General features: G+C 70.1%; 19 protein-coding genes and 5 tRNA genes. 15 read left to right on the top strand and 9 right to left on the bottom strand.

The features are described from left to right. Positions 1-74: 74 nt before the first annotated feature. The 6 genes from ACFYQA_RS09425 to ACFYQA_RS09400 form a co-directional block, all read right to left on the bottom strand. The gene (locus ACFYQA_RS09425; RefSeq protein WP_042168317.1) at positions 75-488 is read right to left on the bottom strand and encodes a roadblock/LC7 domain-containing protein; all 414 of its coding nucleotides are present in this window, start codon (positions 486-488) and stop codon (positions 75-77) included. Positions 489-498: 10 nt separating this feature from the next. Then, positions 499-3,840 (bottom strand): nitrate- and nitrite sensing domain-containing protein, encoded by a 3,342-nt coding sequence (locus tag ACFYQA_RS09420; RefSeq protein WP_388913881.1) that lies wholly within the window; start codon positions 3,838-3,840, stop codon positions 499-501. A gap of 375 nt (positions 3,841-4,215) precedes the next feature. Beyond that, positions 4,216-4,806 carry an ATP/GTP-binding protein gene (locus ACFYQA_RS09415; RefSeq protein ID WP_332430825.1) on the bottom strand — a complete coding sequence of 197 codons (591 nt, stop codon included), beginning with the start codon at positions 4,804-4,806 and terminating at the stop codon, positions 4,216-4,218. After that, positions 4,787-5,182, bottom strand: coding sequence for a DUF742 domain-containing protein (locus tag ACFYQA_RS09410; RefSeq protein WP_055594897.1), 396 nt, complete (start codon positions 5,180-5,182; stop codon positions 4,787-4,789). The genes ACFYQA_RS09415 and ACFYQA_RS09410 overlap by 20 nt, the downstream gene beginning before the upstream one ends. A gap of 111 nt (positions 5,183-5,293) precedes the next feature. Next, on the bottom strand, positions 5,294-5,707 hold the full coding sequence (locus ACFYQA_RS09405) for a roadblock/LC7 domain-containing protein (RefSeq protein ID WP_030667329.1): 414 nt from the start codon (positions 5,705-5,707) through the stop codon (positions 5,294-5,296). 9 nt (positions 5,708-5,716) lie between these two features. Continuing rightward, positions 5,717-9,568 (bottom strand): nitrate- and nitrite sensing domain-containing protein, encoded by a 3,852-nt coding sequence (locus ACFYQA_RS09400; RefSeq protein WP_388913878.1) that lies wholly within the window; start codon positions 9,566-9,568, stop codon positions 5,717-5,719. A 608-nt stretch (positions 9,569-10,176) separates the two neighbouring features. On the opposite strand from ACFYQA_RS09400, the gene ACFYQA_RS09395 reads away from it, so the two are divergent. The 9 genes from ACFYQA_RS09395 (at position 10,177) to ACFYQA_RS09355 (ending at position 14,449) form a co-directional block, all read left to right on the top strand. Continuing rightward, entirely contained in the window at positions 10,177-10,368 is a 192-nt protein-coding gene (locus ACFYQA_RS09395) for a hypothetical protein (protein ID WP_386406915.1), read from the top strand. A gap of 290 nt (positions 10,369-10,658) precedes the next feature. Beyond that, positions 10,659-11,444 (top strand): fumarylacetoacetate hydrolase family protein, encoded by a 786-nt coding sequence (locus ACFYQA_RS09390; RefSeq protein WP_386406918.1) that lies wholly within the window; start codon positions 10,659-10,661, stop codon positions 11,442-11,444. Beyond that, positions 11,437-12,927 carry a glutamate--tRNA ligase gene (gene gltX / locus ACFYQA_RS09385; RefSeq protein ID WP_388913874.1) on the top strand — a complete coding sequence of 497 codons (1,491 nt, stop codon included), beginning with the start codon at positions 11,437-11,439 and terminating at the stop codon, positions 12,925-12,927. The genes ACFYQA_RS09390 and gltX overlap by 8 nt, the downstream gene beginning before the upstream one ends. A 163-nt stretch (positions 12,928-13,090) precedes the next feature. Further along, positions 13,091-13,822, top strand: a complete 732-nt coding sequence (locus tag ACFYQA_RS09380) for an HAD family hydrolase (protein WP_388913871.1) — start codon at positions 13,091-13,093, stop codon at positions 13,820-13,822. Positions 13,823-13,913: 91 nt separating this feature from the next. Further along, positions 13,914-13,985, top strand: a tRNA-Gln gene (locus ACFYQA_RS09375). A 40-nt stretch (positions 13,986-14,025) separates the two neighbouring features. After that, positions 14,026-14,098, top strand: a tRNA-Glu gene (locus tag ACFYQA_RS09370). Positions 14,099-14,183: 85 nt separating this feature from the next. Beyond that, positions 14,184-14,256 (top strand) — tRNA-Glu (locus tag ACFYQA_RS09365). Positions 14,257-14,276: 20 nt separating this feature from the next. After that, positions 14,277-14,348 (top strand) — tRNA-Gln (locus tag ACFYQA_RS09360). Between the two features lie 28 nt (positions 14,349-14,376). Beyond that, positions 14,377-14,449, top strand: a tRNA-Glu gene (locus ACFYQA_RS09355). 134 nt (positions 14,450-14,583) lie between these two features. Here ACFYQA_RS09355 and ndgR read toward each other — a convergent pair. After that, positions 14,584-15,297, bottom strand: coding sequence for an IclR family transcriptional regulator NdgR (gene ndgR, locus ACFYQA_RS09350; RefSeq protein WP_332430831.1), 714 nt, complete (start codon positions 15,295-15,297; stop codon positions 14,584-14,586). Between the two features lie 201 nt (positions 15,298-15,498). Between ndgR and leuC the strand changes: the two genes are divergently transcribed. The 4 genes from leuC to ACFYQA_RS09330 all read left to right on the top strand — a co-directional run bounded on the left by leuC (position 15,499) and on the right by ACFYQA_RS09330 (position 18,802). Further along, positions 15,499-16,929: a 3-isopropylmalate dehydratase large subunit gene (gene leuC, locus ACFYQA_RS09345; protein WP_388913867.1), complete on the top strand. Its 1,431-nt coding sequence runs from the start codon at positions 15,499-15,501 to the stop codon at positions 16,927-16,929. Between the two features lie 2 nt (positions 16,930-16,931). Continuing rightward, positions 16,932-17,525 (top strand): 3-isopropylmalate dehydratase small subunit, encoded by a 594-nt coding sequence (gene leuD, locus ACFYQA_RS09340; RefSeq protein ID WP_386406945.1) that lies wholly within the window; start codon positions 16,932-16,934, stop codon positions 17,523-17,525. A 274-nt stretch (positions 17,526-17,799) separates the two neighbouring features. Further along, positions 17,800-18,030: a hypothetical protein gene (locus tag ACFYQA_RS09335; RefSeq protein WP_388913864.1), complete on the top strand. Its 231-nt coding sequence runs from the start codon at positions 17,800-17,802 to the stop codon at positions 18,028-18,030. 136 nt (positions 18,031-18,166) lie between these two features. Further along, positions 18,167-18,802: an HU family DNA-binding protein gene (locus ACFYQA_RS09330; RefSeq protein ID WP_388913861.1), complete on the top strand. Its 636-nt coding sequence runs from the start codon at positions 18,167-18,169 to the stop codon at positions 18,800-18,802. 160 nt (positions 18,803-18,962) lie between these two features. Here the strand turns inward: ACFYQA_RS09330 and ACFYQA_RS09325 are convergent, their stop codons facing one another. Next, positions 18,963-19,166: a hypothetical protein gene (locus ACFYQA_RS09325; protein ID WP_332430837.1), complete on the bottom strand. Its 204-nt coding sequence runs from the start codon at positions 19,164-19,166 to the stop codon at positions 18,963-18,965. 9 nt (positions 19,167-19,175) lie between these two features. Then, positions 19,176-19,814 carry a 2-phospho-L-lactate guanylyltransferase gene (gene cofC / locus ACFYQA_RS09320; protein ID WP_388913856.1) on the bottom strand — a complete coding sequence of 213 codons (639 nt, stop codon included), beginning with the start codon at positions 19,812-19,814 and terminating at the stop codon, positions 19,176-19,178. Between the two features lie 158 nt (positions 19,815-19,972). Between cofC and ACFYQA_RS09315 the strand changes: the two genes are divergently transcribed. Then, the gene (locus tag ACFYQA_RS09315) at positions 19,973-20,884 is read left to right on the top strand and encodes a lysophospholipid acyltransferase family protein (RefSeq protein WP_388913853.1); all 912 of its coding nucleotides are present in this window, start codon (positions 19,973-19,975) and stop codon (positions 20,882-20,884) included. Further along, positions 20,881-21,891 (top strand): NAD(P)H-dependent glycerol-3-phosphate dehydrogenase, encoded by a 1,011-nt coding sequence (locus tag ACFYQA_RS09310; RefSeq protein ID WP_386406957.1) that lies wholly within the window; start codon positions 20,881-20,883, stop codon positions 21,889-21,891. Before ACFYQA_RS09315 ends, ACFYQA_RS09310 begins: the two co-directional genes overlap by 4 nt. Positions 21,892-21,959: the final 68 nt, after the last annotated feature.

The raw sequence follows: 21,959 nt of genomic DNA, 5'->3' as shown, positions 1-21,959 counted from the left end.
CCTGGCATCCCTCACGTGGAAGCCGCGTCCCAAGACCTTACGGCCCCGGGACGCGAAACCGCACCGTCCGTTTGTCAGTTGAGCAGGCTCCCCTGGAGCTCCGCGCGAAGGTCCGGGGTCAGGACCGTACCGGCACGGTCGACCAGGAGGGCCATCTCGTACCCAATGAGACCGATGTCCGCATCGGGATGCGCGAGAACGGCGAGTGAGGAACCATCGGAAATGGACATGAGGAACAGGAATCCCCGCTCCATCTCCACAACCGTCTGGTTCACGCTGCCACCCTCGAAGATCCGGGAGGCGCCTGCCGTCAGCGACGTCAGCCCGGAGGCCACGGCCGCGAGCTGGTCCGCGCGGTCGCGGGGAAATCCTTCGGACATCGCCAGAAGGAGTCCGTCGGCGGAGACCACCACCGTGTGGGACACCCCCGGGGTGTTGTCCACGAAGTTGGTGATCAACCAGTTCAGGTTCTGTGCCGCCTGGCTCATCGGGCTCACACTAACGCTCCTGGTTGTAGGTGCTGTCAGGACCACTGTGGTGATTCCCAGTGGCCTGGCCGTTCGTTTCACTGCCTGCGTTGCGGCCCTGTTGGACGCCGCGCCGCAGGTTGCTCAGCCTGCCCCGGATGTCCTCCGGGGCGCGGGAGACCTGGGGGCCTCCCTGAGGGGTGGTTTCGGCGGCGCCCTCGACCAGGTTGGCCTTGGGAACACGCCGCGGCAGCCCGGATGAGGTCACCCCGCCCGCCTTGGGCCTCCGCAGCGAGGACGCCTGCTGCCAGCGCTCGTCGTTCGCCGAACGCCAGGAGCTGTCGCCGTCGCCCTGCTGGGCCGGAACCGAAGCGGCAGCGGGAGCCGGGGGCCCCTGGTTCGCACGCTGCTTCTCACCGGCGCCGCCCGTGGAAGCTCCACGACGCGGAAGCCCGGCGTCGGTCAGCTCGTGAGAGGTGGAGTGGCCTGGACCCGGACGCTCGAAGCCTACGCTGTCCTGCGCCGTTGCGTCAGCGGCCGGTGCGGACTCCGCCTCCGGGGGCGCTGCGGGGTACTGCGCCGGGTAACCGTTCTGGTAGCCGTCCTGCTGCGGCCAGTCGTCCTGCGGACGCTGCTCGCCGAAGCCCGGGAACGCCCCGGGGCCGGCCGGGCCGCCCGTCGTCCGATCGGCCTGGGCCGGCTCCGCGTAGGAGCCGTCCGGGTAGCCGCCGTTCGACGAGAAGGAGTCGTTCTGCGGCAGGTGGCCGCCCGGCGCGTAATACGACTCATCGTACGCCGATTGCTGCTGTCCTTCGTACGGCGCCTGCTGCCCGTTGCCGTACGCCTGCTGGTCGAAACCGACGGGCTCCTGCTCCGGGTAACCGGCCGGTGCGCCCTCGAAGTTCCGGGTGTCACCGGCGCCCCGGCCGTCGTCGTAGCCCTGCGGGACGGCGGCGAATTCGTCGGGGTAGGCAGCCTGGTCGGAGCCGTTCTGGTCACCGGGTGCCTGGGGGTCGGGCAGCGCGGGCAGCTGGCCCTGCGGGTCCATGGCCGCCCGTCGCTCCTTGCGCATCAGCGAACGGCCGACCGGGTCCAGGTCGCGGAGGTCGTCCGGGACCTCGTAACGGCTGTCGTCGAAGCCGAGCTCCGCCGCCGTGCGCAGCGGCCGCTGTTGCTGCGGCTGACTGAAGTCCTCGCCCGGGTAGGCGTTCTGCTCAGGGATGATCTGGGAGACCGTGAACTCGTCGCGCTCGGGCTGCGTCTGGCCACCGCCACCACGGGTGATCGCGTCCGGCAGCATGACCAGCGAGGTCGTACCGGCCTGCTCGCCCGAGGGGCGCAGCTGGACCCGGATGCCGTGCCGGTCGGACAGCCGGCCGACCACGAACAGGCCCATGCGCTGCGAGATCGCGGCGTCCACGGTCGGCGGGTTGGCCAGCTTGTGGTTGATGTCCGCGAAGTCCTCGGGGGTCAGGCCGATGCCCTTGTCATGGATCTCGACCATCACGCGGCCGTCGGGAAGACGGGTCGCGGTGACCCGGACCTTGGTCTGCGGGGAGGAGAACGTGGTGGCGTTCTCAAGGAGCTCGGCCAGCAGGTGCACGAGGTCGGTCACGGCCCGGCCGTGGATCTCGGCCTCGGGGACACCGGACAGTTCGACGCGCTCGTACTGCTCCACCTCGGAGGAGGCGGCGCGGATCACGTCGACCAGTGGCACCGGCTGGTCCCAGCGGCGGCCGGGCTCCTCGCCGGCGAGGACCAGCAGGTTCTCGCCGTTGCGGCGCATACGGGTGGCCAGGTGGTCCAGCTTGAAGAGGTGCTCCAGCTGGTCCGGGTCGGCCTCGTTGTTCTCCAGGCCGGTGAGCAGGGTCAGCTGGCCCTCGATCAGCGACTGGTTGCGGCGCGAGAGATTGGTGAAGATCGCGTTGATGTTGCCCCGCAGCAGGGCCTGCTCGGAGGCGAGCCGGACGGCTTCGCGGTGGACCTGGTCGAAGGCGCGGGCGACCTCGCCGATCTCGTCCGTGGAGTTGATCGGGATCGGGGCGACCCGGGTGTCGACCCGGCCGGGGTCGGTACGGGAGAGCTGGTCGACCAGCATCGGCAGGCGCTGCTCGGCGATGCCGAAGGCGGCGTTGCGCAGCTGGCGCATGGAGCGGCTCATCTGGCGGGCCACCATGCCGGCCAGGATGAACGCGGCGAGCAGGGCGATCACGACGGCGCCGCCGGTGATGAAGGCGTCGCGCTGGGCGTCACCGGCGATGGCGGAGGCCTCGTCCACCGCGGCGTCGGCGAGGTCCGACTCGATCTCGCTGTAGCCGTCGTACTTGAGGGTGTTGACCGCCCAGTAGTTCTCGACGGTGATGCCGCGGCCGGCCATCTCGGTGCGGGCGGCCGGATCCGTGGTGCTGAGCCGCGCGACCTCCGAGATCAACGTGATCGGGTTCTCGGGCGGCGGTACGTAGTCCGGGTCCGAGGCGGCCTTCTCCCTGGCCAGGTCCGCGCCGTCGGCCTTTATCTCCTGCTCGAGCTGCTTCAGCCTGGCCGTGTCGGCCTCGGTGCCGCCGCCGAGGTACTCCTGGATGGCGATGCCCTCGAGGTAGGCGTAGGACGAGAGCGCGACCCGCTGGCTGGCGAGCTGGCTGTCGGTGGGGCCGGGCTTCACCAGCAGATGCGTACCGATGGACCGCTGGAGCGACAGGGCCGCCTTGCTCAACGAGATCGCGTAGACCGTACGGCCGTAGCTGGTGACGTTGCCGGTGCCCAGGCCGAGTTCGTTGGCGAACTGCATCAGCGGGTTGGCTATCTGGACGTAGCCCTCTTCGGTCTCCACGCCCTTGAGCTTGGCGGTGTACGCGGCCTGGCGCAGCGGCGTGAGTTTGGGCTCCGCCTCGCGCAGCAGCTTCAGCCGGCGTTCCAGGCCCCCCTTGGCGGGCATGGACTGGGCCGCCACGTCGAAGTTGTCGGCGGCCTTGTCCGTCGCGGCACGCGCCTTGACGACGGCCGGGTCGTCCTGGCCATTGCCCTGCAGCAGCGGGGCGGCGGTGAGGTCCCGCTCGAGGTAGAGGGCGTTGGCGTAGCTGAGGGAGGCCCGCACCAGACGCGCGGTGTTCTCCGCGTCCTCGGCCTCCTGCCAGGTGTCGATCGAGCCCTTCACCTGGAAGCCGCCCATGACCAGGCCGACCAGCACGGGGATGAGCAGGATCGCGTTCAGCCTGGTGGCCACCCGCCAGTTGCGGGGGGAGAAACGGCCGCCGCTCGGGGCGGGCGAGGCCGTCGGTTCCGTGTCGTGTACGGGGGCGGGAGCCGCTGCGCGCGGCGGCGGGGTGAAGTTGCCCCGGGCCGACGGCTCGGGACTGCTCGTGCTTCGCCTCACTCGACCAACAACCTCTCAGCGGTCGGCACCAACGGTGTGCCGCAGTGTCTCAGAGCCCGGCGGGCCAACGACTGCTGAGTGCGTCTTTGACCAATGGGCAGTCCTGGCATTCCAGCATGTCCACCAGTCCTCTTCCAAACAGCGGAAGAGGAGGTTCCGGCGTGATGTAAGCCGCAGATAAAACGGTCAAAAAGAATGAGCCCCGCCAAAAGGCGGGGCGGCCGTACGCACAGGGGCACCAATCGAACGCGTCGCGTGTCGACCCCGGCCGATTCCTCTGCCGAAACGTTATGAACACCGGGGTCGGTCGTGTCCAAGGACACAGCCGACCCCGGTGTATCTACGACAACTGCTGTATGCCGTGGTTGCCTTCGGTTACCGGAGGCGTGCCATGAGGGCGTGTTCGACCAGAGTGATCAGCGCGCTCTTGGCGTCCGAGCGGTGCCGGGCGTCGGTGCTGATGATCGGGGCGTCGGGCCCGATCTGCAGCGCCTCACGCACCTCTTCCGGCTGGTACGGCTGCTGTCCGTCGAAGCCGTTGAGGGCGACGACGAACGGCAGTCCGCTGTTCTCGAAGTAGTCGACGGCCGGGAAGCAGTCCGCCAGCCTCCGCGTGTCCACGAGCACGACCGCGCCGATGGCGCCGCGTACCAGGTCGTCCCACATGAACCAGAAGCGGTCCTGGCCGGGTGTACCGAAGAGGTACAGGATCAGGTCCTGGTCCAGGGTGATACGGCCGAAGTCCATGGCCACCGTGGTGGTGGTCTTGCCCCCGGTGTGGGTGAGGTCGTCGATGCCCGCCGAAGCGGACGTCATGACGGCCTCGGTACGCAGCGGGTTGATCTCCGAAACAGCACCGACGAACGTGGTCTTGCCCACGCCGAAGCCGCCCGCCACCACGATCTTCGCGGAGGTGGTGGAACGGTTCTCGGAAACCGTCCCGCCGCTAGAGCTTGCGAAGTCCACTGAGCACCCTTTCGAGCAGTGTCACGTCCGGTGCGCCGGTGGTCTCGTCGCCACCCGGCTGATGGATGGCCACGAGACCCGCTTCCGCGAGGTCCGCCACCAGGATCCGGGCCACGCCCAGCGGCATGTTCAGGAGCGCCGAGACCTCGGCGACCGACTTCACCTCACGGGTCAGGTGGCAGATGCGCTGATGCTCCGGAAGGAGCCCCATGAGCGCTGCCGGGTCGGCCGTCGTACTGATCAGTGCCTCAATGGCCAGCTGATAGCGCGGCCTGGTCCGGCCACCGGTCATCGCATAGGGACGTACCAGTGGCTGGTCGCCCTCGTCCTCGTACGGTTCCGCGTACGGATCATGAGAAGCGTTGGGCGGGGTCATGGATCCTCCGGGCGGGGACAGCAAGTCGGTCGGTCAAGCCGTCTGAGGGGCCGGTGGGGGGATTGTGGCGGCCGGACGGTGATTTGGTGAGACGGGTGGTGCCGGTGCCGGTCAGTGGAGCAGACTTCCCTGTAGCTCGGCGCGCAGGTCCGGGGTGAGGACCGCCCCCGCGCGGTCGACCAGGAGCGCCATCTCGTAGCCGACGAGACCGATGTCGCAATCGGGGTGGGCGAGGACGGCCAGGGACGAGCCGTCCGAGACGGACATGAGGAAGAGGAAACCCCGCTCCATCTCGACGACCGTCTGTGCGACGTCGCCGCCTTCGAAGATGCGGGAGGCGCCGGCGGTCAGGGAGGTCAGTCCCGACGCCACGGCCGCGAGCTGGTCCGCGCGGTCGCGCGGGAAGCCCTCCGACATCGCCAGGAGAAGACCGTCGGCGGACACGACGACGGTGTGGGACACCCCGGGGGTGTTGTCCACGAAGTTGGTGATCAACCAGTTGAGGTTCTGTGCCGCCTGGCTCATCGGGCTCAACTAACGCTCCTGCTGGTGAGTGGGTCGGGGGAAGCTGCCGGTCTGGGATGACGAACCGGCCTGACGACCCTGTGCGATACCTCGACGGAGATTGGTCAGCCGGCCACGCACGTCATCGGGTGCACGGGAGACCTGCGGACCGCTCTGGTGGGACTGCTGCTGAGCCGTGCCCGGGACGAGGTTCGCCTTGGGCACCCGGCGCGGCAGGCCGGATGTGGTGACGCCGCCCGCGGCCGGCTTCCGGACGCGTTCGGCCTGCCGGACCAGTTCGTCGTTGGGCGAGCTGCGCCAGGTGGTGGCAGCGGACCGCTGCGGACCGGTCGGCCCCTGTGGCTGCTGCGGTGAATGCTGTTGCGGCTGCTGCTGCGGTGAATGCTGCTGCGGCTGCTGTGCCGGAGCCGGGGGATTGCCCTGCTCCTCCTGCGCACCGTGGAACCAGTTGGTCTCCAGGGTGTCGTACAGCGGGGTGCGCCCGTCGCCGGGACCGGACGCCGGCGGCAGTGCCCAGGCGTCGCTCTGCCCGCGGCCGTTGTCGGGCCGCTGCGGGGCGGCCGGCTGGCCCGGCTGACCCAACTGGCCCGGCTGGAGACGGTCCGGCCGCTGCTGCGGAGCCGGAGGACGCCGGTTGCCGAGGCCGGGTTCCTGCGCCCCGTTCATCTGCGGACGCTCGAACTGGCCGGTGGAGGCCGGGTCCGCGTGGTTCGGCCGCTCCGGGGCGGGGTAGCGCGCGGGAGCGCCTTCGCCCTGGCCCGGGTACTGACCGGCGGAACCGTTGTGGTACGAGCCGGTGTCGTAGCCCTGCGGGGCCGGGAACTGGCCGGTGTGGGACGGGTTCTGCCCGTTGCCCTGCCCGTTGTAGCGGTCCGCCGGGGCGCCGTAGAGGTCGCCGCGGAACTGGCCCGTGTCCTGGGCGCCGTTCGCGCCGGGCCCACCGTACTGGCCGGTGTGCTGCGGGGGGCCGGCACCGGGGGCGCCGTGGCCCTGCCGGTCGTCGAACCGGGGCATCTCGGACGTGGCGCCGGCGCCGTGCTGGTCGTCGAACCGCGGCATGGCGTTCGTCCGGGCGGCATCCGGCTCGTCGTGGCCGCGCGGTGCGTCCAGCGGAGCCCTGGATACCGGCGGCTGGGCGTTCTCGTCGCTCCAGCTGGGCACCCGCGGCTGCTGCTGGTCGCCGCCGGGCAGCTCTGCGCGCGGAGCGTTGCCGCGCGGCGGCAGCTGAGGACGACGGCCGCGCTCGGCGTTGCCCCGCTGCTGGGGTACGTCACTCCGGCCGCCGCCGAACAGGTCCTGGCCCTGCGCACCGCCCTGACCCGCGGACTGCATCCCCTGCGGGGCACCCGGGGCCTGGCCGCCGTATCCGGCACCCGCGCCGGCCGGGGCCGGACGGCCCTGCGACGGAGCGGAGGGGGCGCCGCCATGCTCGAACAGGGACGGAGCGGACGACCTGCCCGGCTGGCCCTGCGGACCACGCGCCCCGCCTGGGGCACCCGGGCGGCCCTGGCCGTCCCGTCCGGGCAGTGCGGCCCGCGGACCCTGGCCGGCGGGGAGCCGGCCACCGCCGGGCGCACCGGCACCGAGAGCACCGCCACCGGGCTGACCGCCACCGGCGGACCGGCGGGCCGCCGCGGCACCGGCCGCGGCCTGCGCGGCGGCGGGGCCGCCGACACCCGGCTGTCCGGGCTTGGCCGGGGGCTTCTTGCCCTGGGCGACGTCGACGGGCAGCATGACCAGCGCGGTCGTACCGCCGGAGTCGGACGGGCGGAGCTGGATGCGGATGCCGTGCCGCTGCGACAGCCGGCCGACCACGAACAGACCCATGCGGCGGGAGACGGAGACGTCCACGGTGGGCGGCGCGGCGAGCCGCTCGTTGATCGCCGCCAGGTCCTCCGGGGACAGGCCGATACCGGTGTCGTGGATCTCGATCAGCACCCGGCCGTCGGGCAGCGCGTGACCGGTGACCTTGACCTTGGTCTGCGGGGAGGAGAACGAGGTCGCGTTCTCCAGCAGCTCGGCGAGCAGGTGCACGAGGTCGTTGACGACCCGGCCGGCCACTTCGGTGGTCGGCACGGCGGTCAGTTCGATGCGCTCATACTGCTCCACCTCGGACGCGGCGGCACGCAGCACGTCGACCAGCGGAACCGGGCGGGTCCACCGTCGTCCGGGCTCCTCACCCGCGAGGACGAGCAGGTTCTCACCGTTACGGCGCATACGCGTGGCCAGGTGGTCCAGCTTGAACAGCGAGGACAGCTGGTCCGGGTCGGCCTCGCGGGACTCCAGTTCGGAGATCAGCGACAGCTGGCGCTGGATCAGACCCTGGGAGCGGCGCGAGAGGTTGGTGAACATCGCGTTGACGTTGCCCCGCAGCAGGGCCTGCTCGGCGGCGAGGCGGACCGCCTCGCGGTGCACGTCGTCGAAGGCCGCGGCCACACGGCCGATCTCGTCCCGGGAGTGCACACCCACCGACTCCACGGACGTGTCGACGTCCTGCGGGTCGGACTCGGACAGCTGCTTGACCAACTCGGGCAGACGTTCCTGGGCGACCTTGGTCGCGGTGTCCTCGAGGCGGCGCAGCGAGCGGATCATGGAGCGGGCCACGACGAAGGCGCCGACCAGCGAGACACCGAGCACGATCAGGATCAGCACACCGGAGATGATCGCGTCGCGCTCGGTGGCGCTGCGCAGCTCACGGGCCTTCTGTTCCATCTCCTCGAGCAGCGTGTGCTCGACGTTCTTCATCTGCTGGATCTTGGTGGAGCTGTCGTCCAGCCAGTCGCGGTAGGACCGCTTGCCCATCGACTCCAGGCCGTCGGCCGACACCAGGGCACGGCCCGCGTACTTGTCGGTGGCCTGGATCGTGTCGTTGCCGTCCTCGATGGGCGCCAGCAGCTCGGTGGCCGAGTCCTCGCCGTAGATGCTCTTGAAGCTGCGCACCTCGGACTTCTGGCTCTCCAGCGCCGACTCGGCGTAGAGCCGGTCGTTCTCGGTGAGCTTGCCGAAGCTGGTGTTGTTGGCGGGCAGTGCCGCCGCGAGGACCGCGCGCTGGATCGACGCGTACTCCTTGGCGGCGGAGAAGGCCCCCAGGGCGCGGGTGCGCTGGATCATCTCGGAGTTGCTGGTCGCCTCGGCCATGTCCTGGGAGAGGCCGATCAGGTTCTCGATCAGACGGTGGTACGCCTCGACGGTCTGGGTGGAGTTGTCCTCCGACACATAGGCCGTGTTGCGGATCTTCTCGAGGTCGCCCAGGTTGCCTGCCAACTGGACCAGGTTGTCACGGACACCGGTGAGGTTGCCGTCCCGGCTGGCGTTGTTGATCTCCTCGGAACTGTCGAGGAAGTTCTTCCGGGCGCGGTCGGTCTTCTCGCGGTGGCCCTTGACTCCGAAGTCGGTGGCCTTGCCCCCGTGCGCCAGCGGGCCGGCCGACTGGTCGCGCTCCTCCTGGAGCGCGGCGGCGAGCTCGGTGGCCTCCTGGGTCATGTCCGTCAGCAGCTTCATGTTGTCGAGCTGCTGGATGTCGTCCATCGACTGGTTGATACGCAGGGCGCCCAGCGAGGTGGCCGCGACCACCGGGAGCGCGAGCAGCGACACCAGTCGGGTGGAGATCCGCCAGTTGCGCAGGGCTACGCGCGACCCCGGGCCGGTGGGGTTCTTCGGGGGCTTCGGAGTGGCCGAGGGAGCACCATCCGGTCCCGCGGGCGCGGCGCCGGGGCGGCCGGGCCGGTCTGTGCCCTCACCGTTGGCCGACGGCCCCTGGTTCTGGGCGTGCTGGGGCGAGGAGCCGACGGCCTTGGGGCCATTCCCGCCGTGCTCCGGCTCCGCCGAAGCGCTGCCATCCCTCTTGAAACGTCCCTGCACTAGCGTCGCAACCTCTGGACCAGGCGCCCCTCCGAGTGAACGGCGGGACACGGTGTCGGCGTCATAAGGGCGCCCTGAATACGCCCCCATGGTGGTCGTGAGTGACCGGCGCGGGTTCCCCCTTGTCCACCGCCACGATGGCGCTTTCGTGCGCCCCCTGTGCGCCGGATCGGAATCTGCGGCGGTCGCTGGAATTCCAGCACAGTGCGGGATCTCCCAACAAGGCCCATGGGGTATGCCGTGACTTACATGACGCCACGTGAGGGGGAGGTCACTCGGCGTAGAAAGTGATCTCGAGCAAAGGGGGTGAAGGGGGGTGATTCCGCCGGGGCGATCCGATGCCCCAGTCGCGATGATCAGGAGCGGAATGATGGCTTCAGGGGGCAATGCCCGTTTCGGGTGAGTGGGTCACCGGCCCGGATTGAGATGGTTTGACCGTTGATCCGTGAGCAAACTCACACGCGCGGCGCGGCCTCCGATGGCAGTCGGCGGGGAATCGCATGTTTAGCCTGGCGCTTTACAGAGATGGCACAACAGACAACCCGCGCCCGAGGGGCGGTCCCCGGACCCCGTCGGACGCCCGTCGACAGGACAGGGTCGAGTAAACAGTGAAGACGACGACGATGTTCCACAAGATCGCCAACCCGCGACGCACGACGCTGGCGCACCTCGACGGCGCCGCCGAACTGCAGACGCCGGTCCACCAGGAGCACACCGTCGAACTCCCGGCCCAGACTGCCAATCCCAGGCGCACCATCCTCATGGAGATCCCGGTCGCGGCCGGCGCCGCGAACCAGTAGGGCCTGTCGCCGGCACCCCTTCGGTACCGGCACCGACTGGTACGGGCACCGGCCCCGGAACGCTCAAAGGCCCCGGAGATGTCCACAGCGGCCCGGAGCGGCCGGATCGGCCCCGCGGCGTCCCCTCCCCAGGGGGCGCCGCTCTTTGCTGTCCCCGTCGCCGCGCCCGGCCGAGGCGCGTCGAGTGCGCAGAGGCGGCGGACGGGGCAATGCGCGGGGGCACGCGCCCCCTGCCGCGTTAGCCTGGAGCGTCAGACTCCAGCCAGCTCAGTCAAGGGGCCAAGCATCCCGTGCGCATCGCCAGATTCTCCATCGACGGGAACGTCGCCTTCGGCGCGGTCGAGGGTGACCAGCAGGACGAGCTCGTCCTGGACATCATCAAGGGCATCCCGTTCACGGACTTCGAACTCTCCGGCACCAAGGTCCCGGTGAGCAAGGTCAGGATGCTGCCCCCGGTGCTCCCCAACAAGGTGGTCGCCTTCGGCCGCAACTACGCGGAGCACGCCAAGGAGATGGGCAACGAGGTGCCCGACACCCCGTTCGCCTTCTTCAAGCCCGCCACCTCGGTGATCGGCCCCGGCGACGAGATCCAGTACCCCTCCTTCTCCCAGGAGGTGCACCACGAGGCCGAACTGGCCGTGGTGATCGGCCGGCTCTGCCGCGAGGTCCCGCGCGAGCGCGTCAAGGACGTGATCTTCGGCTACACCTGCGCCAACGACGTCACCGCCCGCGACGTCCAGCGGCGCGAGACGCAGTGGGCGCGCGCCAAGGGCTTCGACACCTCCTGCCCGCTCGGCCCCTGGGTGGAGACGGGCCTGGACCTCGCCGCCGCCTCGGACCTCACCCTCCAGCTCACGGTCAACGGCGAACAGCGACAGCTCGCCCGCACCAGCGAGATGATCCACTCCATCGAGGACCTGATCGTCAACATCTCCGAGGCGATGACGCTGCTCCCCGGCGACGTGATCCTCACGGGCACCCCGGCCGGCGTCGGCCCCCTCAACGTCGGCGACGAGGTCGCCGTCACCATCGAAGGCATCGGCACTCTCACCAACAAGGTTGTCAAGCGTGGCTAGCGCAGCAGGTTCCCCGTCCCCCGTACGCGTCCGTTTCTGTCCGTCGCCCACCGGCAACCCTCATGTGGGCCTGGTCCGCACCGCCCTGTTCAACTGGGCGTTCGCCAAGCACCACCAGGGCACGCTGGTCTTCCGCATCGAGGACACCGACGCGGCCCGCGACTCCGAGGAGTCCTACACCCAGCTGCTCGACTCGATGCGCTGGCTCGGCTTCGACTGGGACGAGGGCCCCGAGGTCGGCGGCCCGCACGCGCCGTACCGCCAGTCCCAGCGCATGGACATCTACGCCGACGTCGCCGGCAAGCTCCTGGACGCCGGCCACGCCTACCGCTGCTACTGCTCCCAGGAGGAGCTGGACACCCGCCGCGAGACCGCCCGCGCCGCCGGCAAGCCCTCCGGGTACGACGGTCACTGCCGCGAGCTGACCGACACCCAGGTCGAGGAGTACAAGGCCCAGGGCCGCGAGCCGATCGTCCGCTTCCGGATGCCCGACGAGACGATCACCTTCACCGACCTGGTCCGCGGCGAGCTGACCTTCACCCCGGAGAACGTCCCGGACTACGGCATCGTGCGCGCCAACGGCGCCCCGCTGTACACCCTGGTCAACCCGGTCGACGACGCCCTGATGGACATCACCCACGTCCTGCGCGGCGAGGACCTGCTCTCCTCCACCCCGCGCCAGGTCGCGCTGTACAAGGCGCTGACCGAGCTCGGCATCGCGAAGCGGACCCCGGCCTTCGGCCATCTGCCGTACGTGATGGGCGAGGGCAACAAGAAGCTCTCCAAGCGCGACCCCCAGGCGTCGCTCAACCTCTACCGCGAGCGCGGCTTCCTCCCCGAGGGCCTGCTCAACTACCTCTCCCTGCTCGGCTGGTCGCTCTCCGCCGACCAGGACATCTTCACCATCGAGGAGATGGTCGCGGCCTTCGACGTCAGCGACGTCAACCCCAACCCGGCCCGCTTCGACCTCAAGAAGTGCGAGGCGATCAACGCCGACCACATCCGCCTGCTCGACGTGAAGGACTTCACCGAGCGCTGCCGCCCCTGGCTGAAGGCCCCTGCGGCCCCCTGGGCCCCGGAAGCCTTCGACGAGGCCAAGTGGCAGGCCATCGCGCCGCACGCGCAGACCCGCCTCAAGGTGCTCTCCGAGATCACGGACAACGTCGACTTCCTGTTCCTGCCGGAGCCGGTCTTCGACGAGGCCTCCTGGACCAAGGCGATGAAGGAGGGCTCCGACGCCCTGCTGCGCACCGCCCGCGAGAAGCTGGACGCCGCCGACTGGACGTCGGCCGAGTCCCTGAAGGAGGCCGTCCTGGCCGCCGGTGAGGCCCACGGCCTCAAGCTCGGCAAGGCGCAGGCCCCGGTCCGCGTCGCCGTCACCGGCCGCACGGTCGGCCTGCCCCTCTTCGAGTCCCTCGAGGTCCTGGGCAAGGAGACGACGCTGGCCCGCATCGACGCGGCCCTGGCGAAGCTCGCCGCGTAGTTCCCCCAGCGGGCCTCCGGAGCAGGCCTCCGGAGCAGGCCGCACCGTGCTTGCGCGGCAGCACGGCGCGCGGCCGCACCGTGCTCGCGCGGCGGCACGGTGAGGGGCGGCACCCGGAAGTACGGGGTGCCGCCCCTCGGCCGTCCCCGGTACCGTCGGTCCCATGGCGATCCGAGCAGTTGTCTGGGACGTGGACGACACACTCTTCGACTACACCTCCGCCGACCGCGAAGGCATGCGGGCGTATCTCCTCGCCGAGGAACTGCTCGCCCGGTACGCCTCCGTGGAAGAGGCGCTGGCGCACTGGCGGGAGGTGACCGATGTGCAGTGGGCCCGGTTCGCCGCGGGCGAGGTCGACTTCGAGACCCAGCGGCGCGACCGCATCAGGGTCTTCCTGGAGCGTGAGCTGACCGATGCCGAGGCCGACGACTGGTTCGGGCGTTACCTGGTGCACTACGAGGCCGCCTGGTCCCTGTTCCCGGACGTCCTGCCGGTCCTCGACGCGCTCGCCGCCAGCCACCGCCACGCGGTGCTCTCCAACTCCAGCCTCCACGTCCAGGACCCCAAGCTGCGCGCCCTCGGTGTCCACGACCGCTTCGAGGTCATCCTGTGCGCCGCCGAGCTCGGCGTGTCCAAGCCCGAGGCCCGCGCGTTCCTGGCGGCCTGCGAGGCCCTGGCCCTGCCGCCCGACCAGGTCGCGTACGTGGGTGACCATCCGGAGATCGACGGCCGGGGCGCCGCGGAGGCCGGGCTGCTGTCCGTGTGGATCGACCGAAGCGGTGCGTACGCGACCGCCGAACCGCCCGTCGGGCCGCGCAGGATCGTCTCCCTCGGCGAACTCCCCGCGCTCCTCGGCGCGGATACCCGTTTTGGAGCCGGGTCCGGCATCGGGTAATGTTCTTCCTGCGCCGCGGTGGTCCGGGCCGGAAGGTCAAAGCCCTCAAGCGCACAACTAGAACAAGAACCCTCAGGGGATTGCGTTCCAGTGGCCTATGGTGTAATTGGCAGCACGACTGATTCTGGTTCAGTTAGTCTTGGTTCGAGTCCAGGTAGGCCAGCTCGCAGAGCTCATCTGCAAAGCGCGGATCTCATCCGCGAGCCCCCGTTGTGTAGCGGCCTAGCACGCTGCCCTCTCAAGGCAGTAGCGCCGGTTCGAATCCGGTCGGGGGTACAGATCCATCCCGCGAGGGCGACCGGGTAGCTCCCACGTCCTCACGGTGACACCACCCGGCTCCGGCCGGGTGAGGATCGCTAGGGCCCCCGTTGTGTAGCGGCCTAGCACGCCGCCCTCTCAAGGCGGTAGCGCCGGTTCGAATCCGGTCGGGGGTACGACTGGTCTAAACCATCATTGGTCTATGGTGTAATTGGCAGCACGACTGATTCTGGTTCAGTTAGTCTTGGTTCGAGTCCAGGTAGACCAGCTCGGGCCTGCGGTAACGCAGTGTCCAGGCCCCCGTTGTGTAGCGGCCTAGCACGCCGCCCTCTCAAGGCGGTAGCGCCGGTTCGAATCCGGTCGGGGGTACAGAGAAGAAAGCCCTCCACTTCGGTGGAGGGCTTTCTTCGTGCAGGTACGTCCACCGCGATTCCGTGGGTCCGGGGGAGGGCCTGCCGCGGCGTTGGGGCGGGCCCGTTCCCCACGGGACGACGGAGAAGTGGTCAGGAGCGGCGCAGTGCCTCGGAGAGGCGGGTCGCGGAGTCGATGACGGCCTGGGCGTGCATCCGGCCCGGGTGGCGGCTCAGGCGCTCGATGGGCCCCGAGACCGAGACGGCGGCCACCACCCGGTTCGACGGGCCGCGCACCGGCGCGGAGACCGAGGCGACACCGGGCTCGCGCTCGCCGATCGACTGCGCCCAGCCGCGGCGCCGGACGCCCGACAGGGCCGTCGCCGTGAAACGGGCGCCCTGCAGGCCGCGGTGCAGGCGCTCCGGCTCCTCCCAGGCCATCAGGATCTGCGCGGAGGAACCGGCCTTCATCGTGAGCGTGGAGCCGACCGGAACGGTGTCCCGCAGGCCGGACAGACGCTCCGCCGCGGCCACGCATATGCGCATGTCTCCCTGCCGGCGGTAGAGCTGGGCGCTCTCGCCGGTGATGTCGCGCAGGTGCGTGAGCACCGGGCCCGCCGTGGCGAGCAGCCGGTCCTCACCGGCCGCCGCGGCCAGCTCGGCCATGCGCGGGCCGAGGATGAACCTGCCCTGCATGTCGCGCGCCACCAGCCGGTGGTGCTCCAGGGCCACGGCCAGACGGTGGGCCGTGGGTCGTGCCAGTCCGGTGGCGCCGACCAACCCCGCGAGGGTGGCCGGACCGGACTCCAGAGCGCTCAGGACGAGGGCCGCCTTGTCCAGAACGCCGACGCCGCTACTGTTGTCCATGCAACGATACTCGCGTCTCACTCTGTGAAACGCAAGTTCAATTTTCCATGGAACGCGCCACTCTTGACGTACACAGTCATCAACACAAGGGCCCGTGAATCACCGGGTCCGGCGGCGACGACCCGGAATCGGGGGTGGGGCGCCGTCTCCTGAAGAATCTCTAGTTGGGCCGGCGCATCTTTGCCGGCCGGAGGGAAAGCGATGGGTAGGACACTCGCGGAGAAGGTCTGGGACGACCATGTCGTCCGGCGCGCCGAGGGCGAGCCCGACCTCCTCTTCATCGATCTGCACCTGCTGCACGAGGTGACCAGCCCCCAGGCCTTCGACGGCCTCCGTAAGAGCGACCGCAGGGTGCGCCGTACCGACCTCACCATCGCGACCGAGGACCACAACACCCCGACCCTCGACATCGACAAGCCCATCGCCGACCCGGTCTCCCGCATCCAGCTGGAGACGCTGCGGGCGAACTGCGCCGAGTTCGGCGTCCGGCTGCACTCGCTGGGCGACGTCGAGCAGGGCGTCGTGCACGTCGTCGGACCCCAGCTGGGCCTGACCCAGCCCGGCATGACCGTGGTCTGCGGAGACTCGCACACCTCCACGCACGGCGCGTTCGGTGGACTGGCCTTCGGTATCGGCACCTCGCAGGTCGAGCACGTCCTGGCCACACAGACGCTGCCGATGGCCCGCCCGAAGACCATGGCGATCACCGTCGACGGCGAACTGCCCGACAGTGTCACGGCCAAGGACCTGATCCTGGCGGTCATCGCGCGCATCGGCACCGGCGGCGGCCAGGGCTACATCCTGGAGTACCGCGGCGAGGCCATCGAGAAGCTCTCGATGGAGGCCCGCATGACCATCTGCAACATGTCGATCGAGGCCGGCGCCCGCGCGGGCATGATCGCCCCCGACGAGACCACCTTCGAGTACCTCAAGGGCCGTCCGCACGCCCCGAAGGGCGAGGACTGGGACGCGGCCGTCGCCTACTGGAAGACGCTGCGCACCGACGACGACGCCGCGTTCGACGCCGAGGTCGTCATCGACGCCACCGAGCTGTCCCCGTTCGTCACCTGGGGCACCAACCCGGGCCAGGGCGCGCCGCTCTCCGCGGCGGTCCCCGACCCCGCTTCGTACGAAGACGCCTCGGAGCGCTTCGCCGCCGAAAAGGCCCTGGAGTACATGGGGTTGGAAGCCGGCCAGCCGCTGCGCTCCATCGGTGTGGACACCGTCTTCGTAGGCTCCTGCACCAACGGGCGGATCGAGGACCTGCGCGCCGTCGCGGACATCGTCAAGGGCCGCAAAGTCGCCGACGGAGTACGGATGCTGGTCGTCCCGGGCTCCGCGCGGGTGGGTCTGCAGGCCGTCTCCGAGGGACTGGACGTGGTCTTCAAGGAGGCCGGCGCCGAGTGGCGGCACGCGGGCTGTTCCATGTGCCTGGGCATGAACCCCGACCAGCTCGCTCCCGGCGAGCGCTCCGCGTCGACCTCCAACCGCAACTTCGAGGGCCGGCAGGGCAAGGGGGGCCGCACCCACCTGGTCTCCCCGCAGGTGGCCGCCGCCACCGCGGTCCTCGGCCACCTGGCCTCCCCGGCCGACCTCGCCGCCGACACCCGTACGCCCGCTGGAGTCCGATAACCATGGAAGCATTCACCACGCACACCGGCCGGGCCGTCCCGCTGCGCCGCAGCAACGTCGACACCGACCAGATCATCCCCGCCCACTGGCTCAAGAAGGTGACGCGGGACGGCTTCGAGGACGGGCTGTTCGAGGCCTGGCGCAAGGACCCGGAGTTCGTGCTCAACCGCCCCGAGCGCGAGGGCGCCACGGTTCTGGTCGCCGGCCCCGACTTCGGTACCGGCTCCTCCCGTGAGCACGCCGTCTGGGCGCTGCAGAACTACGGCTTCAAGACCGTGATCTCCTCACGTTTCGCCGACATCTTCCGTGGCAACTCGCTGAAGAACGGCCTGCTCACCGTCGTCATCGAGCAGAAGATCGTGGACGCCCTGTGGGAGCTCACCGAGCGGGACCCGCAGGCCGAGATCACCGTCGACCTCGAGACCCGCGAGGTGCGCGCCGAGGGCATCACCGCCGCTTTCGAGCTCGACGAGAACTCCCGCTGGCGGCTGCTGAACGGGCTCGACGACATCTCCATCACCCTCCAGAACGAGGCGGACATCGCCACGTACGAGGCGAAGCGCCCGTCGTTCAAGCCGCGGACGCTCTCGGCGTAGAACGCCTGAGGCGAAGTCCAGGCGGCAGGTCGACTTTCGGCCACCCTCACCCCCTCCCGTACCCCCGATCGGTCTGATCGGGGGTACGGCCGTGTCTGCACCCATTCGGACCCGCGCGTCCTCTTGAGACCGTGCAACTTCCCACGTTATGAAGGTGGTTGCCGGGGTACACGTGTCACGTGCGCGTGACCCCGGAGTCTGCTCGGACCGCCGTCCGAGGCTGCAGTTGCCCCCTGCGCAGGCGACAACTCGCCCCAGATGGCACAATCTGTGCATGGAACGCGACGGCCAACTCGAGCTCTACACGGAAGTCGCGATCCGGCTCAAAGAAGCGCATGCAAGAGTGCGCGCACTGCAAGTCCCGGAGGGCGTACGGATGGCGCTGGCCCGGAAGCTGCTGGTCATTACGGCTGCGGCCAAGCACGATCTCGCCGGTGCGGCAAAGCGGCTGGAACGGTTCATCACGGACCTCGACGAGGGCCGATTTCCCGAAGAGGAACGCTGAACCGCTCGAGGCGGCCGAGTTCGTTGCGGCACAAGGGTGATAAGCCCGTTTCGTGTTTGATTTGCGGTATATATCTGCCTAGCGTGCGAAAACGCTTGAACGGATTCGTTCGGGCGATGTCTCCGAAGGGGAAGACGTGAACAAGGCGCAGCTCGTAGAAGCGATTGCCGACAAGATGGGCGGTCGTCAGCAGGCGGCCGACGCCGTCGACGCGGTCCTGGACGCCATCGTCCGCGCCGTGGTCGCGGGCGACCGGGTCTCGGTCACCGGCTTCGGTTCGTTCGAGAAGGTCGACCGCCCCGCCCGCTACGCCCGCAATCCCCAGACCGGTGAGCGGGTTCGGGTCAAGAAGACGTCGGTGCCGCGCTTCCGCGCGGGCCAGGGCTTCAAGGACCTGGTGAGCGGCTCGAAGAAGCTGCCGCGCGGTGGTGAGGTCGCCGTCAAGAAGGCGCCCAAGGGCAGCCTGTCCGGCGGGGCTTCCGCGACGGTGAAGAAGGCCGCCGCCAAGAAGACCGCGAAGTCGGCCGCCGCCAAGAAGGCCACCGCCAAGAAGACGACGGCGAAGCGGGCCGCGGGAAAGACGACCGCCGCCAAGACGACCGCCAAGAAGGCCACCGGCAAGACGGCCGCACCGACCGCCAAGACCACCGCCGCGAAGAAGACGACTGCCAAGAAGGCCCCGGCGAAAAAGGCGACGGCCACGAAGGCGCCCGCCAAGAAGTCGACCGCACGCAAGACCACCGCCAAGAAGACCAGCGCCCGCAAGAAGTAGCGGCAGCGAAGCGGTACTCACGCGCCGGGCCGGACTCCGTCACGGAGTCCGGCCCGCGGTGTGCCGGTCCACGTATCCCGTGCCGGGGCCGGTGACCGGCCGCCCATGGCCACGCCGGTCGGCACATGTCGCTCGGCACGCGCAGGTGGGAACGCGCAGGTCAGAACGTCTGGAGCGTCACCAGGGTGACCCGCCGGGCCTCGCCCTCGCCCCGGGTCTCGATGCGCACGCGCTGCCCGGGACGCAGCAGCCTCAGGCCTCCCGCGTCGAACGCCGGCGCGTCGAAGGGCACCGGAGTGCCGTCGTCCAGCAGCACCTGGCCGCTGCGGCTCTCGGGGTCGTAGGTGTACGCGGTCGCCTGCATGGCCGCAGCCTACTGCTCCGCGATCAGCAGCCGCGCGGCGGCGGCGGCCGTGCGGGGCCCCACCCCCAGCGCCAGCGCCGCCCGGAGATCGTCCCCCGTGTCCACGTCCTGCCGTACGGAATCCACCGAGTCGAGACGCAGTTCGACGGCTCCCCACGCGCGGTGCCGGGCCCGGGAGCCGGGGCCGAAGGACGGCCGCAGTTCCTCCGTCGCCGCCGCCGTGAGCAGTGTGGTGCCGACGCCCGCCGCATCGGGGAGGAACGCGCGCGGGAACGCGGCCGCTCTCTCCAGTACGCGCGCCAGTTCGGCCGTGCGCAGCGCCGGCAGATCGGCGTTGAGAGCTGCCACGGGACCCGCGTGCCACGAGGACCGCACGGCGGCGGCCGCGTGGGCCAGTGCCGGGTTCAGGCCGCTGCCCGGCTCGTCGGCGACGATTCCCGCACCCAGCGCGGCCAGCTCGCGGCCGGCCAGGGCATCGTCTGTGACGACCACCACCTCCCGCACCGCGCGGCACGCCAGGGCGGCCGCGACCGTGTCCTGTGCGAAGGCGAGCGCGAGCCCCGGACGCAAGGTGTCGTCCGCGGTGTCGGAAAGTCTGCTCTTGGCCTCGGCCAGCGGTTTCAGGGGTACCACCAAGGTCCACTGCACGCGTGTTACGTCCCTCTCTCGTCGTCGTCATTGTCCCCCGCGGCACCCGGTGGCCGGGGGCGCGGGGCGTACGGTGTTCTCGACAGACCGGCAGCCGGGGGCGACACTTGTGCGGCCCGCCTGGCCCCCGGGTCCAGGACTTAGAGGAAGGTGTCTCTGTGCCGCGCCGCAGAATCGGCTTCGCGTACCGCTTCGCCGCGGTGATCTGCAAACCTCCGCTGGTGGTTCTCCTCAAACGGGACTGGCACGGAATGGAGAACATTCCGGCTGAAGGTGGATTTATCACCGCGGTGAACCACAATTCGCACATCGACCCCTTCGCCTACGGGCACTTTCAGTACAACACCGGTCGTGTTCCGCGATTCCTGGCGAAGAGCGGTCTTTTCAACAAGGGATTCGTCGGCGCCATGATGCGCGGCACCGGGCAGATCCCCGTCTATCGCGAAAGCACGGACGCGCTCAGCGCCTTCCGGGCCGCGATCGAAGCCGTGGAGCGCGGCGAATGCGTCGCCTTCTATCCCGAGGGCACTCTCACCCGTGACCCGGACGGCTGGCCCATGACCGGCAAGACCGGCGCCGCGCGGGTCGCCCTGCGGACCAGGTGCCCCGTGATCCCGGTCGCGCAGTGGGGCGCCAACGAGGTGCTGCCGCCGTACGCCGGCAGGCCCCGCCTCTTCCCGCGCAAGACGCACCGTGTGCTGGCCGGACCGCCGGTCGACCTGGACCGTTTCTACGGCCGGGAGATGACCCCGGAGCTGCTCAAGGAGGCGACCGAGGCCATCATGGCCGCGGTGACCCGCCACCTGGAGGAGATCCGGGGTGAGAGGGCCCCCAAGGAGCCCTACGATCCGCAGCGCGAACGCGTGGAGCAGCGCCGCAAGACCCGGGCCCAGCCCCGGCGCAGGGGACACGACCGTTCGCCCGAACGCCGGTCGTCCGCGCACGGTTCGCCGGTGGACGGGGCGCAGGGGGACCCGCAGTACCGGAAAGACCGGCACCAGGAACGACAGAACGAACAGCGGAGGGCCGGGAAACGGGCCACCGCGCGGGAAGAGGGGCTGAACACGTGAGCAAGCCGGTCAAGGCGGCCGTCTTCGGCACCGGATCATGGGGTACGGCCTTCGGGATGGTGCTCGCCGACGCCGGGTGCGACGTGACGCTGTGGGCGCGACGCCCGGGACTCGTCGAAGCGGTCAACTCCACTCGCACCAACCCCGACTACCTGCCCGGAGTCGAACTCCCGGCGAACCTGCGGGCCACCACGGACGCCGCGGAGGCCGCGCGCGACGCCGACTTCACCGTCCTCGCGATCCCCTCCCAGACGCTGCGCGGCAACCTCGCCGGGTGGAAGCCGCTGCTCGCCCCGGACACCGTCCTGGTGTCGCTGATGAAGGGCGTCGAACTCGGCTCCGCCATGCGCATGAGCGAGGTGATCGAGGACGTCGCCGGAGTCGGCGCCGACCGGATCGCCGTGGTCACCGGACCCAACCTCGCCCGGGAGATCGCCGCCAGGATGCCGGCCGCTGCCGTGGTCGCCTGCACCGACGGGGCCGTCGCCCAGCGGCTCCAGGCCGCCTGCCACACGCCGTACTTCCGCCCGTACACCAACACCGACGTCGTCGGCTGCGAACTGGGCGGCGCCGTGAAGAACGTGATCGGGCTGGCCGTCGGCATCGCGGACGGCATGGGGCTCGGCGACAACGCCAAGGGCTCGCTCATCACCCGCGGGCTCGCCGAAACCACCCGGCTCGGTGCCGCGCTCGGCGCGGACCCGCTGACCTTCGCCGGCCTCGCGGGCCTGGGCGACCTGGTGGCCACCTGCTCCTCACCGCTGTCGCGCAACCACACCTTCGGCACCAACCTCGGCAAGGGCATGACGCTGGAGGAGACCGTCGCGGTCACCAAGCAGACCGCCGAGGGCGTCAAGTCCTGCGAGTCGGTGCTGGATCTGGCCCGCCGGCACGGCGTCGACATGCCGCTCACCGAGACGGTCGTCGGCATCGTGCACGAGGGCAAGCCCCCGGTGGTCGCACTCAAGGAGCTGATGTCGCGCAGCGCGAAGCCGGAACGACGCTGAGCGACGACGGACGCACGCCCCCGTGGCAGCCCTCCGTTTGCCGCACCGTGGGCGCTGTATCAGGGAGG

This window comes from Streptomyces sp. NPDC005774 (genome assembly GCF_042871645.1).
Classification (GTDB): Bacteria; Actinomycetota; Actinomycetes; order Streptomycetales; family Streptomycetaceae; genus Streptomyces; species Streptomyces pratens.
Note: the sequence above shows the minus strand (reverse complement) of the source record. Positions and strands in the feature narration are given on the sequence as shown.